Below are 14,102 nucleotides of genomic sequence, written 5' to 3' on the forward strand. Positions count from 1 at the left end.
TAAAAGAATCCTATGGCGGCGCAATTGAATTCGCGTTAGCTTGCCGCGAATTCTCGGAGTGCCTTTCGATGTCTTTTCTGACAAACCTGACCTTCATTCCCGAATGGACCATCTTCGTCCAGTTCGTGATCGCTACTGCAATTTTATCCATCACCCCCGGCCCGGACATGACGCTTTTTGTCGGTCGAGCGCTTTCTGAAGGCAAGGCCGCTGGTTTTGCCTGTATGGCAGGCGCAAGCACCGGCATTGTTGTGCATACGAGCATGGTAGCACTTGGACTTTCAGCGCTCATCCTCGCTTCGCCTGCAGCCTTCACCGCATTGAAGGTGGTGGGTGCGGTCTATCTCGTTTGGCTTGCAGTACAGGCCATCCGCAAAGGTTCGGCATTTTCACCGGAAAAGAATGGCGGCAAGAAGCACACTTTGGTTCAGAACTGGGCGACCGGACTTGGCATCAACCTGCTCAATCCAAAGATCATCCTGTTCAACATGACCTTCCTGCCGCAGTTCGTTTCGGCACATGATCCTCATGCGATGGGAAAGCTGTTCTTTCTGGGATTGTCCTTCATTCCGCTGGCACTGCCTTTCACCATTCCAATGGTGGTTGCAGCCGACAAGTTCGCCGGTCTTCTCAAGAAGAATCCAACTGTTACGCGAATTGTCGATTGGCTTTTTGCGGGCGTCTTCTCGGCTTTTGCGCTGAAAATTATCACCGCACAGGCAAAGTGAAATTACGCAGCCGGTCCGTTAGAGCGCGTTTTGATCTGATTGGATCAGATCAGCGCTCTAACTTATTTTTTTACCGCGCATCTTTGTCCGAAAACCGTTTCACACTTTTCGGGATGCGCTCTAAAAATCGCCCGGCGTTGCGACCGGCAATCAGCCAGTAGACGAAGCCGCCGACGATGCCTGAACATGCAAAGGCGCCGGTCAGAAGAACGATACTTGCAGCAATCTGTTGATCAGCGACAGCAAGTAGTGACCCAGCGCCCACTCCCAGCAGGCCAATCACAAGTCCGCCAATGCAATAGGGCAGGGATGATTTCCAGCCACGCACTTCGCTGATCACGATCAGCACCACTGCCGGGAAAAAGCTGAAACCACCCGCCATTGTGGCCAGTACAGGGCCACCTATCAGAACCGCCGCATAAAAGCCGGTCATATCCCAGGCGTCGCGAATCTCGTTGAAAACATCCTGAAAGAACGGATCGGAAAGCGCATAACCGAGCACATCGATCTGGCTATACAGAATGGCCGCCAGAAAGAATCCGGCGGCCAGAACGGCTACGCAATAGCCGAAAACAATAACAACAAAACGCGAGATATAATCGAACGTATCAGTCAACCGCGCTTAGTCCTCGTAAATTACTCACCGTGTCCGGCGATCATCATCGCTTCAAGCGCCAGACGTTCTGTCTTGCGCATACGTTCTGATTCCGACTTCAACTGACCACAGGCCGCCAGAATATCGCGGCCGCGTGGCGTGCGGATCGGCGAAGCGTAGCCTGCCGCATTCACATAATCGGCGAAGCGTTCAATATGTTCCCAGTCGGAGCACTGGTAGTTGGTGCCCGGCCATGGGTTGAACGGAATGAGATTGATCTTGGCCGGAATACCGCGCAGCAGCTTCACCAGCAGCTTGGCGTCTTCCATGCTGTCATTGATGTCCTTGAGCATCACATATTCAAAGGTGATGCGCTTGGCATTCGACAGGCCGGGATATTCACGGCAAGCCTTGATCAGCTGTTCCAGCGGATATTTCTTGTTGATCGGCACCAGAAGATCGCGCAGTTCGTCGCGCACGGCATGCAGCGAGATCGCCAGCATCACGCCGATTTCTTCACCAGTGCGATAGATTTCCGGCACAACTCCAGAGGTCGAAAGCGTGATACGACGCTTGGAAAGCGCCAGCCCATCACCATCGGATGCAATCAGGAGAGCCTTCTTCACTTCCTCGAAGTTATAAAGCGGCTCACCCATGCCCATCATGACGATGTTGGTGATCTTGCGCCCTTCAGCAGGCACGATAGCGCCATCCGGTGTGTCGGTATCCGGGAAATCACCAAGACGATCACGCGCCGTCAACAGCTGCGCCAGAATTTCTTCTGATGTCAGATTGCGAACCAGCTTCTGTGTGCCAGTGTGGCAGAAGGAGCAGGTAAGCGTGCAGCCAACCTGAGAAGAAATGCAAAGCGTGCCACGGCCTTCTTCAGGAATATAAACGCATTCGATTTCGACAGGGCGTCCGGCACCGCGTGGTGGGAAGCGGAACAGCCATTTGCGCGTTCCATCCTGCGAGATTTGTTCTTCAACCACTTCCGGGCGCGCAATAGTGAAATGCTGCGCCAGAAGCGCGCGCAGATCCTTGGAAATGTTGCGCATATCGGCAAAGTCGGAAACGCCGCGCACGTACAGCCAGTGCCAGAGCTGCGCAATGCGCATCTTGACCTGCTTTGGCAGAACGCCAACCTTGATCAGCTCATCAGCCATTTCCTCGCGCGACATGCCTATGAGCGACGGCTTCTGCTCCATGTTTGCGCGCACATGGCGGGCAAGCTGGTCGCGCGTATCATCAATGGTTAGGTCGAACGAAATGGACATATGTTTTCAACTGTTGAGGGCGCCGCATAAAGCGCGCCGGTAAACACGATCTGTTGCATGGATATATGGGCTCGTTCATCTGAAATGCGAGCCTGTTGCGCGCGCTCATAGCACACAATATGTGATCCGTCATCCCGCAGTCTGTCGCGGCAGGCATTCATAAGTGACAATACAACGTCAAAAAGAAAAGCCGGAGCGGAGCCCCGGCTTAATAATTTAACTCGAACCGATTGGCTTATTTGCACTTCTGAATGGCTGCGAGCGCTGCCGAAATGCCCTTTAGCGAATAGGTGTAATTGGTCTTGGTGCCGCGCTTGGACTGTGCCTGCACCTTCATGTCCGAACCGCCGCGCATTGCTGCGATCAGCTGTGGCTCTTCCGCTGCATTTTCCATCCAGCCGGATTTGCCATTGACGAACATCGTGAAATTGCGGTTGCCGATAGTCACGATAACCTTGGCATTCGCATTGGTATTCAGCTCATAACCGGCCATGAACTGTGGTTCAAAGCTGACGTTCTGTCCTGGCTTCTGGCTCACGAGGAAGAAGTTATCGCCATGATCAACGTTAGCAGGCGCTTTCTGCGTCGGAACGGACAGGACATAGCAAACCTTGCCATTGCCTGACTGATAGCTATAGGCGCCCCAGGCGTCGAACTGCTTAATCTGGGTCGGTGTCTGGGCGAGTGCCGAACCCGCCATTGCAATCGTAAACACCGAAGCCGCGACGATCGATTTTCCAAGCATGGTTTTTTACCGGTTCTCTTTCGTTTGCTTCAAAGTCGAATATCGGGATGTCGCCGTTCATCACGCCGTCCCGTTTAGTGACCCTTAATGTGCCTTAATCTGGGTTACCAAACGGTGAAGTTTTGAAAGAAAACTTGAACGAGTAGACCTAAGTCCCCGCGATCCCGTTGCCAACTTCATCCAAAAGAAAGCGGCAAGAGTTTGTCATATTGCGTCAATGCACGATGATCGTGATGTCGCCCCATAACAAAGCTGTGAAGGGGAGAGGCCGCTTTAAGCAGCCTCACCGTCGTCGCGAAGAGCCTCACGGGCTGCGATTCTATGGGCGGGCGTTATATGTGTGCGAACAGCAGTCAATGCCGCCATGAGCACTGCAATGTCATCGGTGAAACCAATGCCAACCAGCATATCGGGGATGACATCGAAGGGCAGAACGAAATAGGCGAGTGCTGTCATCAGTGTCATGCGCACACGCGTCGGCGTGTTCTGGTCGAGCGCGCAATAATAGGCGGCCACAACCTCATCCATAAACGGAACCATGCGACCGGCACGACGTGCGGTCTTCCAGAATCCTTTTTTCACCCGTTCGCTGCGATCATTGAAATCGCCTTCATTGCCGGGCTCCAGGATTTCATCAATCTTGACGCTATCCATGTTTGGGCAATCTCCAGTAAGCCGAATGCAAGGCCACAATAGCATTGGAAATGGGAATATTGCATCCAGCTTTCAAGTCGGAACGCATTTCCTGCATGAACCGTCAGCTACAAAAAGCCTCTGAAATCAACAAAATATGGATTCCAGAAAAATCGGGTTTCGGCCTGATTTGCCTGCGTGAACGAGCTTAAAGCATGTCGCGGAAAAGTGGGAACCGGTTTTCCGATAAAGACATGCATAAAAATAAAGATATAGAGCGAGCGCGGTAACTAGGATTAAGCGCGACATGCTCTGGTTGATTGGAGAACGTTGATGCATTTCACCGGCTATGGCGAAAATTTTGTGCGCAGTGACCGGTCAAGCCAGTTCTATCGCGGCCATCAGCTGGCGGCGGCTCAGGACATTAGCGATCATGTCACCATCGATGTGAAGGATGGCATTTGCTACGACATCACCGCCTATATGCGTTTTCTGCTGGGGGCAGGTATTTCCGAGCACACGTTACGCGGCACATCGGGCCAAAACTGGATTCCGCTACTGAATTTCAAAGCCGGTGAATTGTGGAACGGCTATTCGGCGCTTCCATACGGGCGGGCGATTGGCTTCTACGACGTGAAAGCGGGCCACATTTTTCATTCAGCCGTTGCGGTCGGTGACATCTACATTCGCAGCATCAATGGCAGAACGCTCGGTCAGAACTGGAGTGATCGTATCGATCTAACCAAAGCGCTCCCTTATATGGGACGAAATCGCGAAGGCAATTTCACACATCAGAAAAAGCCGATAATCGTTTATATTTCAAAAGTTTGATCGTTCTAAATCAGCGCGTTCATCTTGCGAGCAAGCTTGATGTCCAACTCGGTGATTCCGTTCTCGCTGTGGGTCGATAGCGTGACATCGACACGATTATAAACATTGAACCATTCGGGGTGATGGTCAAGCTTTTCGGCATAAAGTGCTGCTCGGACCATGAAGCCGAACGCCGCGTTGAAGTCCTTGAATTTAAAACTTTTGCTGATTGCTTCGCGGTCATCGACCTTCTGCCAGCCAGTAAGCTCGCCAAGTGCCTGTTTCAGTTCGTCATCAGTCAGCCTGTTGCGTGCCATTGTCTTTTGCCTATGTTGTTGGCTATTCAGCTCTAACTTATCATAGCCGCGAGAGTTCCGTGACCCAATCAGCCCCGACCAGTATTCTATTTGTCTGTGCAGGCAATATCTGCCGTTCGCCGCTTGCGGAAGGCGTGATGGCTCAGGTTCTGGCTGAGCGTCGCATTGATCATGTGCTGATCGATTCGGCGGGCACAAATGGCTACCACACCGGCGAAGAGCCGGATGATCGTTCGATCCGTGTTGCAGCGAAACATGGTCTAGATATTTCCGAGCAACGCTGCCGCCAGCTGACGCCGGGCGACTTTACGCGTTTTGATCTCATCCTTGGGATGGATCGCTATAACATGCGCATGATCGCTCAAAGACAGCCTGCAAATGCTAGCGCTCGTATCGGGCTTTTCACCGAAATTGCAGAAGGAAAAGCCGTTGAAATCCCCGATCCTTACTATGGAGATATCGGGGATTTCGAACAGGTTTACCGGATGGTTCTGGCCTCATCAAAGGCGCTTGCCGACCAGTTCTGGCGTGAAACGGCCATCAAAGGCCAGGCTTCCTCGACGACATAAGGTCCGCCGCCGACAGAATCGCGTGAAGACATCAGCACGAAGCGGCTCACCTTAAACGGCATCGTCGAGAAATTGCCGCGAGATGAGAGATAATGCACGACATCCGCAATGTGCGGATTTCGCAGCCGTGCCAAAGTCACATGGGGTGTGAATTTACGCGGATCGGCGGGAATGCGAAGCCGCTGGCAAATGCGTTCGATTTCGCCTTGCAATGCGTTGAGTTCAGGCGAGGGGGATACGCCCGCATAGATGCTGTGCGGCTTCTTGGAACCGAAAGCATCGACACCTGACAGGTTGAGCATGAATTCGGGGCGCCGCACGCGATCAAGCGCATTGGCAACCTCGTCGGCCACATGGCCTTCCACATCTCCGATAAAACGCAGGGTTATGTGGTAATTTTCGACATCAATCCAGCGTGCGCCGGGGAGGCCGCCTCGTAATAACGAGAGCGAAAGCGCGGCGTCGCGCGGGATTTCGAGGGCAGTAAAGAGACGCGGCATAAAGCATCCTCCTCGAATCGTTCTGCGCCAGAGCGTCGTGTGGTCTAAGCCACGGGAGGACGCTCTGAGTTAGAGTGCCTATGCATCGATCATCAGAAAAACGAATCTTTTTCCCTTACCGATGCAACTCTCAGCGAATCATTCTTCGCTGTTTTGAGCAAGCTGTTTATGCCTCCTGATTGTGTCAGCCGCCCGATGTCCCCGTCTTTTGTTCAGCTTTCAGGGCTTTCTCGATCACCGGCATGAAATTGGTGACCATTGTTTCAACGCCCTTTTCATTCGGATGCATTCCGTCTTCGAGCAGCAGCCCCTTTTGCGTGGCAACGCCGTCGAGGAAGAATGGATAAAGCGGCACGCCATATTTCTGTGCAAGCTTCGGGTAAATCGGGTTGAATTTCTCGGCGTAATCCTTGCCCATATTGGGTGGTGCCATCATGCCTGCAAGGATAACGGAAATGCCGCGTGTCTTGAGGCGCGACAGCATTTCATCGAGATTTTTCTCGGTAATGTCGGGGGAAATACCGCGCAGCGCATCATTGGCACCCAGTTCCAGGATGACCAGATTGGTGCCATCTGGGATCGACCAGTCAATGCGCGCAAGCCCGCCGGTGGTGGTGTCGCCAGACACGCCGGCATTCTCGATGCTGACTTCATAACCTTTGGCGTCCAGCGCTTTTTCAAGCTGCTGCGGGAAGGCGGCGTTAGAAGGCAGAAGATAGCCCGCCATCAGACTGTCGCCAAAGCCAACGATCTTGACCTGTGCAAGCTGTTCGGTCGGCAAAGCATCTTCAAGACCGGTCGGATCTTCCTGCGCACGCGCACCGGTAGCAATAAAAGACGCAGCTATGACAAAAATCGATAGCCATACCGGGATCGAGAGTTTGAAACGCATCGTTAGCAACCCATATCTAGCAAAGGTGGGCAAATCGCCCAGAGGACTTCTCTTCAATTTCTGGCGCAAAACAAGTTCAAATTTGTGGCGCGCTCTGGCCTTGAATATTCATATAGGAAGAAAAACGCGTGACGGAACAGGTGACTTCGCTAAATCATGGCCCGATCATCGAGCTTGAGAATGTTCATCTGACTCTGGGACATGCGGCATCATCCGTACATGTGCTCAAAGGCGTCTCGCTTTCAATTGCCCAAGGGATGTCTGTTGGCATCGTCGGACCATCAGGTTCGGGCAAGTCCACACTTTTGATGGTTCTGGCCGGTCTTGAGCATATCGACCAGGGAACGGTCAAGATTGCTGGTGAAACCATCAGCCAAATGACCGAGGATCAGGCTGCCGCTTTTCGTGGCGCCAATATCGGTATCGTTTTCCAGTCCTTCCACCTCATCCCGAATATGACCGCATTGGAAAATGTCGCCGTCCCTCTGGAGCTTGCCGGGCGCAAGGATGCTTTTGAGGTGGCCGAACGTGAATTGCGCGCTGTTGGTCTTGGCGAACGCCTCACGCATTATCCGTCAGAACTTTCGGGTGGTGAACAGCAGCGCGTGGCCATTGCCCGTGCGCTTGCGCCAAGCCCCAAAATCCTGATTGCCGATGAGCCGACGGGAAATCTCGACACGGCTACAGGTCGTCAGATTACCGATTTGTTGTTTTCCAAGCAGCGTGAAAACGGATTGACGATGGTCCTTGTCACGCATGATCCATCGCTTGCCGCACGATGCGATCAGGAAATTCCGGTGCGTTCTGGCCGTATTGAGGAGCCAGTCCGAAAAGAGACTGCGCTTGAAACAGCGGTGGCTGGCGAATGAGCAGGCCGATGAGCAAGTTTGCTTCCTTCTCTCTCGCTCTCCGCTTTGCATTGCGTGAAATGCGTGGCGGGCTCTCCGGATTTTATATCTTTCTGGCCTGTATCGCCTTGGGTGTCGCAGCGATTGGTGGCGTGAATTCAGTTGCACGTTCGGTCAGCACAGGGATTGCAGTCGAAGGCCAGAGTATTCTTGGCGGCGATGTCAGCTTTGCGCTTAATCAGCGCGAGGCAAGTGCCGACGAGCGCGCTTTCATAGACCCGCAGGGCAAGGTTGCCGAAAGTGCCACGATGCGCTCCATGGCACGTCTGCCGGATGGCTCCGATCAGTCGCTGGTTGAAGTGAAGGCGGTTGATGCCGCCTATCCGCTTTATGGCGCATTGAAAGTAGCACCTGAGCTTTCGCTTGATGACATGACGAAACAGCAGAATGGTGCCTATGGCGCCGCTGTCAGTCAGGATTTTCTCAACCGCATGGGCGTCCAGCTTGGAACGAAAGTTTTGCTTGGTTCTGAAACTTTTGAGCTGCGTGCATTGATCGAAAGCGAACCCGATCTTCTGTCGTCGGGCTTTAATTTTGCGCCGCGTTTTCTGGTTTCGATGGATGGGCTTCGAGCGTCTGGGTTGATCCAGCCCGGAAGCCTTGTCGACCATATTTATAAGGTGGCATTGCCGGATGGTGCACCCGATTCCGCAATTGCTGAGCTTCGCACCCGTGCAGCTACAGATTTTCCGGATGCAGGCTGGAATATCCGCTCACGCAACAACGCAGCCCCGGCTCTGACCGCAAATATCGAACGCTTCTCGCAGTTTCTCACACTGGTGGGCCTGACGGCGCTTATTGTTGGCGGCGTTGGTGTCGCAAATGCTGTGCGTGCCTATCTTGATGGCAAGCGTGGCGTGATTGCGACGTTTAAATCATTGGGTGCACCTGCACGTTTTGCAGTGCTGGTCTATCTCGTGCAGATCATGGTGATTGGCCTTATCGGCATCATACTTGGTCTGGTGCTTGCCGCGATCATCCCATATGCAGCTGCTTTGGCGCTTGCCAATTATCTGCCCGTTGCAGGTGGCGGCGGTTTCTTCCCGCAAGCGCTAGCTTTGGCGGCAGTTTTCGGTCTCATCACGACGCTTGCCTTTGCGATTATCCCGCTTGGTCGTGCCCGTGAAATTCCGGCAACGGCGCTATTTCGCGAACAGGGCTTTGAACAACGTGGATTACCGCCACTACTTTATCTAACGCTCGCTGTTTTGCTGATTGCTGTTTTGGCAGGCTTGGCACTTTACGTCGCTTATGATCGACGGATTGCTGCGATCTTCATCATATCTTCGATTGCGGCCTTTGGTGTTTTGCGGCTGGTCGCGGACGGTATCCGCTGGCTCGCACGTCGCGCACCGCGTACGCGTTCAACAGCAGTTCGGCTTGCAGTTGGCAATATTTATCGACCTGGCGCGCTGACACCATCCGTGGTGCTTTCGCTTGGACTTGGCCTCACGCTGATGGTGGCGATTGCGCTCATTGATGGTAATCTGCGGCGTCAGGTGACGGAGAATATTCCGGCACAGGCTCCGGACTTTTTCTTTGTCGATATTCAGAACAATGACATCGGTGATTTCACCAAGCTTGTGAGCGGCATTGTCCCGGATGGCAAACTCACCTCCGGTCCGATGCTACGCGGTCGTATCGTCGCTTTTAACGGCACGAATGTTCGTGACATGACCATTCCACCGGAAGCAGCCTGGGTCCTGCGTGGCGACCGTGGCATTACCTTTGCTGACAAAGTTCCAGAAAATTCGACGCTGACCGAAGGCGAATGGTGGCCCGAAAATTACTCCGGCGAGCCGCTTGTTTCTTTCGCAGAACGTGAAGGCAAGGAGCTTGGGTTGAAGCTTGGCGATACGGTTACGGTCAATGTGCTTGGCCGTAACATCAATGCCAAGATTGCAAGCTTCCGGCAGTTACAATGGGAAACACTGGCGATGAATTTCGTCATGGTGTTTTCGCCGAACACTTTTGCCGGTGCGCCTGCCACATGGCTAGCAACGCTTACAATTCCTGATGGTCAGAAGAACCTGGCGCCCGATGTCCTGCGACAGGTTACAAAAACATGGCCAGCGGTTACGACCGTCAGCGTGACTGATGCGCTGGATGTGGCGAATGATCTGATCAGCCAGCTTGCAACGGCAATTCGGGCTGCTGCATCCATCGCTCTTGCGGCTTCTGTTCTGGTATTGGGCGGTGCTCTGGCTGCAGGCAACCGCGCCCGCGTTCACGATGCGGTTGTGCTGAAAACGCTGGGTGCCACGCGCGGCACGCTGATTGCAGCCTATATTGTTGAATATATGCTTCTGGGCCTTGCAACAGCGGTATTTGCGCTGGTCGCAGGCGGCGTTGCTGGCTGGTATGTGGTGGTTGAAGTCATGAAGCTGAAGGCGCAGTTCTTGCCGGACGTCGCGCTGATGACGGTGGCTGTGGCACTCGTTCTAACCGTTGGATTCGGTCTGGCCGGCACATGGCGCGTGCTGGGTCAGAAGCCTGCAACCGTGCTCCGAACCATATGAAGCATTTGTAACCTTGCAGCTTAAATTCGCTTAAGCCCTTGGATCGCATGGATAATGCGATCCAGTTTTCAAGTCGTTTATCACGATTTTTTACAGCTGGTACTTGTGTGAGAACGCTAAAATCCCCATAATAAAACGCAGGCATGCTGGGGTCCCGCCAGCGGCGCCTGGGAGCGGCTCGAAATGAGCCTGACCCCGACACCGGACGGGACAACGCAAAAGGATTTAAGTCATGGCTGACTTTCGCAATATTCAGGCACAGCAGAGGCCGGTAGGTGGCGCTCGCGTTGGTGCTGACATCGATCAGGGCCTCCGCAGCTATATGCTCGGCGTCTACAACATGATGGCAATTGGTCTGGTTGTTACAGGCCTTGCTGCTTTGGCTGTCTCATCGTTGGCAACCACAACCGATCCGTCGGCAGCTGTTGCACAGCTTGCAAACGGCAAAATGCTCACCTCACTTGGTGCAGCACTTTATACATCTCCGCTGCGCTGGGTGGTTATGCTCGCTCCGCTCGCAGCTGTATTCTTCCTGAGCTTCCGCATCGAGCGTCTGTCGGTTTCGACCGCTAACGCCGTGTTCTGGGGCTATGCAGCTCTCGTCGGTCTGTCGCTGTCATCGGTCTTCCTGGTCTTTACCGGCCAGAGCATCGTTCGCACCTTCTTCGTAACGGCTGCTTCGTTCGGCGCATTGTCACTCTATGGTTACACAACCAAGCGCGACCTGTCCGCAATGGGCTCGTTCCTGATGATGGGTCTGTTCGGCCTGATCATCGCTTCGGTCGTTAACATCTTCCTCGGCTCCACCGCGCTGCAGTTTGCAATCTCGGTGATCGGCGTTCTGATCTTCGCAGGTTTGACCGCTTATGACACGCAGTCGATCAAGGAAATGTACTTTGAAGGTGATTCTGCGGATTCGCAGGGCCGTAAGGTTGTTATGGGCGCGCTGCGTCTGTACCTCGACTTCATCAACATGTTCATGTTCCTGCTTCAGTTCATGGGTAACCGTGACTAAGAGCATGTCTCCCAAAAGTGGGAACCAGTTTTGGGATAAAGACCTGCTGAGAAGATACTAAACGAAGAATACGTGAGGGCAGCGGCAACGCTGCCCTTTTTGCTTTTCAAGCGGGCAGCCCGGAGTCATGCTGGACGGGCAATTTTAACTGAGTCTTGGCCTCCAACATGCCCCATATCCGCGATTTCAAGCCCACTGATATTGAAGCCATCACGATGATCTACACGGAAGCTGTGCTGAACGGTTCCGGTTCTTACGAGATCGAGCCGCCCACCATTGAGGAAATGGCACGGCGCTTCGACATCTTTGTCGAGCAGGGCTTTCCAATTCTTGTTGCAGAAGAAAATGGACTGGTCTTGGGCTATGCCTATATCAGCTATTTCCGCACCCGCCCGGCCTATCGCTGGCTTGCGGAAGATTCGATCTATATCGCACCCGATGCCAAGGGGAAGGGCGTCGGCAAGCTTCTGCTTGGCGAACTCATCCAGCGTGCGACAGCATTAGGCTTCAGGCAGCTGCTGGCGGTAGTTGGTGATGGTGAGCACAATATCGGCTCTGTGAAGCTGCATGAGAGCTTGGGATTTATCCATTGCGGACGTATCCAGGGCTCAGGCTTCAAGCATGGGCGCTGGCTTGATACGGTCCTCATGCAGCTGTCGCTCAATGGAGGTTGCTCTGTTGACCCCGGCGAGATGCCGCTGACCTAGTTATCAACCAGCTTCAGGCTCTTATCGAAAACGCGGAGCACACGTTCAAGCTCGTGTCCGCGTTTCATAATGAGACCGCTTGCAGATATCACAGAATAGGCACCCTGCTTCTGGGCAAGCTTTGGATTTTTCTCGACGCGGAAAAGCGGGACCTCGCTCGCACGGCGGAAAATAGAGAACACCGCTCTGTCTGCGAGATAGTCAATCGCATAATCGCGCCATGCACCTGTCGAGACCATGCGGCCATAAATATTGAGGATTTTACCAAGCTCGTGTCGGTCGAAGCTGACGGTCGGAGCAGGCGGTTTTATCTGCCCTAGAGGAACAACTTTGGGCGATGCCGAAGGATGGGAAAGCGAATGAGAGGACACATCCTCGTTCGCAGCGCTTGGTCTATCCATGTCCTTCCTTTCGTCGCCGACATTGATTGTAAAGGAAACGCGGGAACACCGATCAAATCAGCTCATGACAGTAAGGTGATGCTTTTGTAAAATGATTGCAAGACCATGAAGCTTCTATGGCAGCTTCTGCCAAGCTTATCCTATAAAAATAGGTCCCAATTTATTGTATATTAGTTGATCACGAAAAGAGAATGCTTGTTCTCAATGGTGATTGTCAGCCACATTTTGGCCTTGTCAACTTCGCATTCCGGCCTGATTATGACGTCAGCATCTACACGTTGCCTGAGACGGTTCGGTTCGGGTATGTCCGACCCCAAGCCCCCCGCCCAAAGGACTGCCCGAACCGAACCAACCTTTACTTGGCTACAGCGTAATTCCTTAGACTTGAACCAGTTTAAGGTAAAAGTTTGCCGTAAATATAAAGTGTTAGAGCGACCTTTGTGCGACCAAAAGGGCGCACTGCGCTTTAGCCACTCAGACAGATGCAACACTTCCTAAAAATCAAAGATTTTACGTATTCACCAAGCATGGATTGTGTCTGCCCAGGAAGTCTAGAGACCTAGCCGATCTTCCTGTTTGAAAATAGCTGCACCGTGAATCTGGCCAAGAGCATTGTCGCTTTTGCTTTCCTGCAGTACGACCGCACAGCCGGTCACGTCTTTGCGCGTGAGTTCTGAGGCAGGCAGCTCAATCTTCAGAGCTTTGCCATCCCACATTCCGATTGTATTGATGTCAGTCACGGTGTTGCGATAGGTGACTGACTGCCCGGCGTTCTCACCCTTATCAATCGGGATTGTCACTGAATCGCGCAGGTAAAACATTACCACATGAACGGGCTTTGCAGGCTTCTTCCCTGCCGCTATATCGATAGACAGACGACCGTCATCAAGCTTCTTGATACTAACGGGAACATTGAGCTTGCTCGCCGCAATATGCTGCTTAACAACCTCGGCGTCGCCGCCATTCATTTCCGATGCGCCATTTACGATCGCTTGAGGCGTGTAGACCATCTTCGCATTGAACGAATTGCGATAGGCATTCTGGCGATCTGTATTGTCCTGAGAAGCTAGCGTATCTCGCCAGCCCATATAATCCCAGTAATTGACGTGGAATGACAGCGCGAGCACGTTCGCATCATCGGCGTATTTCGCCAAATTCTTGTCGGCCTGTGGGCAGGATTTACAGCCCTGACTGGTATAAAGCTCAAGAACCGAAGTTCGCGTGCTGCTATCCTGAGCCTTTGCCACCCCATGCATGGAAAGACACCCGGTGAAGGCCAAACCCAGCGCGGCACAAACACCGCGCAAGCCGGGAACGTATTCACCGGAAAGCCATGTATTTGTCCCTTGGAAGGGCGAATGGAAGGTCACTTTGGGTTCATCCTGCAATAATTGACGCTGACATCTATTATGTAGGAATTACGACGATCAATAGGAATTCACGTTGCAGTGAGATTTGCAGGCAATGTGTTTCTTTTATCTCACTG

16 protein-coding genes are annotated in these 14,102 nt (G+C 53.1%); 7 read left to right on the forward strand and 9 right to left on the reverse strand.

All coding sequences use genetic code 11. From position 1 onward, the window contains the following. Window positions 1-68 precede the first annotated feature (68 nt). A complete protein-coding gene (locus CEV34_RS07780; RefSeq protein WP_007873059.1) occupies window positions 69-728 on the forward strand; it encodes a LysE family translocator in 660 nt (219 codons plus the stop codon). Between the two features lie 70 nt (window positions 729-798). On the opposite strand, the gene CEV34_RS07785 is transcribed toward CEV34_RS07780, so the two are convergent. The 4 genes from CEV34_RS07785 to CEV34_RS07800 form a co-directional block, all read right to left on the reverse strand. Beyond that, a complete protein-coding gene (locus tag CEV34_RS07785; protein WP_007873061.1) occupies window positions 799-1,344 on the reverse strand; it encodes a hypothetical protein in 546 nt (181 codons plus the stop codon). Window positions 1,345-1,364: 20 nt separating this feature from the next. Further along, complete coding sequence (rlmN, locus tag CEV34_RS07790) at window positions 1,365-2,600, reverse strand: dual-specificity RNA methyltransferase RlmN (RefSeq protein WP_007873063.1); 1,236 nt, start codon at window positions 2,598-2,600, stop codon at window positions 1,365-1,367. 235 nt (window positions 2,601-2,835) lie between these two features. Further along, a complete protein-coding gene (locus CEV34_RS07795; RefSeq protein WP_064320026.1) occupies window positions 2,836-3,345 on the reverse strand; it encodes an invasion associated locus B family protein in 510 nt (169 codons plus the stop codon). A 273-nt stretch (window positions 3,346-3,618) separates the two neighbouring features. Continuing rightward, complete coding sequence (locus CEV34_RS07800) at window positions 3,619-3,999, reverse strand: YkvA family protein (protein ID WP_007873065.1); 381 nt, start codon at window positions 3,997-3,999, stop codon at window positions 3,619-3,621. A 312-nt stretch (window positions 4,000-4,311) separates the two neighbouring features. Between CEV34_RS07800 and CEV34_RS07805 the strand changes: the two genes are divergently transcribed. Continuing rightward, window positions 4,312-4,809, forward strand: a complete 498-nt coding sequence (locus tag CEV34_RS07805; RefSeq protein WP_007873067.1) for a hypothetical protein — start codon at window positions 4,312-4,314, stop codon at window positions 4,807-4,809. 5 nt (window positions 4,810-4,814) lie between these two features. Here the strand turns inward: CEV34_RS07805 and CEV34_RS07810 are convergent, their stop codons facing one another. Continuing rightward, complete coding sequence (locus tag CEV34_RS07810) at window positions 4,815-5,105, reverse strand: 4a-hydroxytetrahydrobiopterin dehydratase (RefSeq protein WP_007873070.1); 291 nt, start codon at window positions 5,103-5,105, stop codon at window positions 4,815-4,817. 59 nt (window positions 5,106-5,164) lie between these two features. Here CEV34_RS07810 and CEV34_RS07815 point away from each other — a divergent pair, with 59 nt between their 5' ends. Then, the gene (locus tag CEV34_RS07815) at window positions 5,165-5,674 is read left to right on the forward strand and encodes a low molecular weight protein-tyrosine-phosphatase (RefSeq protein ID WP_235819023.1); all 510 of its coding nucleotides are present in this window, start codon (window positions 5,165-5,167) and stop codon (window positions 5,672-5,674) included. Here CEV34_RS07815 and thpR read toward each other — a convergent pair. Together thpR and CEV34_RS07825 are read right to left on the reverse strand one after the other, a co-directional pair. After that, window positions 5,584-6,174, reverse strand: coding sequence for an RNA 2',3'-cyclic phosphodiesterase (gene thpR / locus CEV34_RS07820; protein WP_007873075.1), 591 nt, complete (start codon window positions 6,172-6,174; stop codon window positions 5,584-5,586). The genes CEV34_RS07815 and thpR overlap by 91 nt on opposite strands. A gap of 184 nt (window positions 6,175-6,358) precedes the next feature. Further along, the gene (locus CEV34_RS07825) at window positions 6,359-7,066 is read right to left on the reverse strand and encodes an arylesterase (protein WP_007873077.1); all 708 of its coding nucleotides are present in this window, start codon (window positions 7,064-7,066) and stop codon (window positions 6,359-6,361) included. A gap of 140 nt (window positions 7,067-7,206) precedes the next feature. Between CEV34_RS07825 and CEV34_RS07830 the strand changes: the two genes are divergently transcribed. From CEV34_RS07830 to CEV34_RS07845, 4 genes are all read left to right on the forward strand, one after another. Then, window positions 7,207-7,935, forward strand: coding sequence for an ABC transporter ATP-binding protein (locus CEV34_RS07830; protein WP_374891500.1), 729 nt, complete (start codon window positions 7,207-7,209; stop codon window positions 7,933-7,935). 8 nt (window positions 7,936-7,943) lie between these two features. After that, on the forward strand, window positions 7,944-10,493 hold the full coding sequence (locus CEV34_RS07835; protein WP_007873082.1) for an ABC transporter permease: 2,550 nt from the start codon (window positions 7,944-7,946) through the stop codon (window positions 10,491-10,493). Window positions 10,494-10,725: 232 nt separating this feature from the next. Continuing rightward, the gene (locus CEV34_RS07840; RefSeq protein ID WP_007873084.1) at window positions 10,726-11,508 is read left to right on the forward strand and encodes a Bax inhibitor-1/YccA family protein; all 783 of its coding nucleotides are present in this window, start codon (window positions 10,726-10,728) and stop codon (window positions 11,506-11,508) included. A 167-nt stretch (window positions 11,509-11,675) separates the two neighbouring features. After that, window positions 11,676-12,215 (forward strand): GNAT family N-acetyltransferase, encoded by a 540-nt coding sequence (locus CEV34_RS07845; protein WP_007873089.1) that lies wholly within the window; start codon window positions 11,676-11,678, stop codon window positions 12,213-12,215. Here CEV34_RS07845 and CEV34_RS07850 read toward each other — a convergent pair. Further along, window positions 12,212-12,616, reverse strand: coding sequence for a DUF2794 domain-containing protein (locus CEV34_RS07850; protein ID WP_007873091.1), 405 nt, complete (start codon window positions 12,614-12,616; stop codon window positions 12,212-12,214). The genes CEV34_RS07845 and CEV34_RS07850 overlap by 4 nt on opposite strands. Before the next feature lie 551 nt (window positions 12,617-13,167). Further along, window positions 13,168-13,902, reverse strand: a complete 735-nt coding sequence (locus CEV34_RS07855) for a DUF1223 domain-containing protein (RefSeq protein WP_094543565.1) — start codon at window positions 13,900-13,902, stop codon at window positions 13,168-13,170. Between the last annotated feature and the right edge of the window lie 200 nt (window positions 13,903-14,102).

Source organism: Brucella pseudogrignonensis (assembly GCF_002252525.1).
Taxonomy (GTDB): domain Bacteria; phylum Pseudomonadota; class Alphaproteobacteria; order Rhizobiales; family Rhizobiaceae; genus Brucella; species Brucella pseudogrignonensis.

Bases quoted from the DNA above. Each gene is read 5' to 3' on its own strand.
- CEV34_RS07780 (WP_007873059.1), top strand. From the start codon at position 69: ATGTCTTTTCTGACAAACCTGACCTTCATTCCCGAATGGACCATCTTC.
- rlmN (WP_007873063.1), bottom strand. From the start codon at position 2,600: ATGTCCATTTCGTTCGACCTAACCATTGATGATACGCGCGACCAGCTT.
- CEV34_RS07795 (WP_064320026.1), bottom strand. From the start codon at position 3,345: ATGCTTGGAAAATCGATCGTCGCGGCTTCGGTGTTTACGATTGCAATG.
- CEV34_RS07800 (WP_007873065.1), bottom strand. From the start codon at position 3,999: ATGGATAGCGTCAAGATTGATGAAATCCTGGAGCCCGGCAATGAAGGC.
- CEV34_RS07805 (WP_007873067.1), top strand. From the start codon at position 4,312: ATGCATTTCACCGGCTATGGCGAAAATTTTGTGCGCAGTGACCGGTCA.
- CEV34_RS07810 (WP_007873070.1), bottom strand. From the start codon at position 5,105: ATGGCACGCAACAGGCTGACTGATGACGAACTGAAACAGGCACTTGGC.
- thpR (WP_007873075.1), bottom strand. From the start codon at position 6,174: ATGCCGCGTCTCTTTACTGCCCTCGAAATCCCGCGCGACGCCGCGCTT.
- CEV34_RS07825 (WP_007873077.1), bottom strand. From the start codon at position 7,066: ATGCGTTTCAAACTCTCGATCCCGGTATGGCTATCGATTTTTGTCATA.
- CEV34_RS07835 (WP_007873082.1), top strand. From the start codon at position 7,944: ATGAGCAAGTTTGCTTCCTTCTCTCTCGCTCTCCGCTTTGCATTGCGT.
- CEV34_RS07840 (WP_007873084.1), top strand. From the start codon at position 10,726: ATGGCTGACTTTCGCAATATTCAGGCACAGCAGAGGCCGGTAGGTGGC.
- CEV34_RS07845 (WP_007873089.1), top strand. From the start codon at position 11,676: ATGCCCCATATCCGCGATTTCAAGCCCACTGATATTGAAGCCATCACG.
- CEV34_RS07850 (WP_007873091.1), bottom strand. From the start codon at position 12,616: ATGGATAGACCAAGCGCTGCGAACGAGGATGTGTCCTCTCATTCGCTT.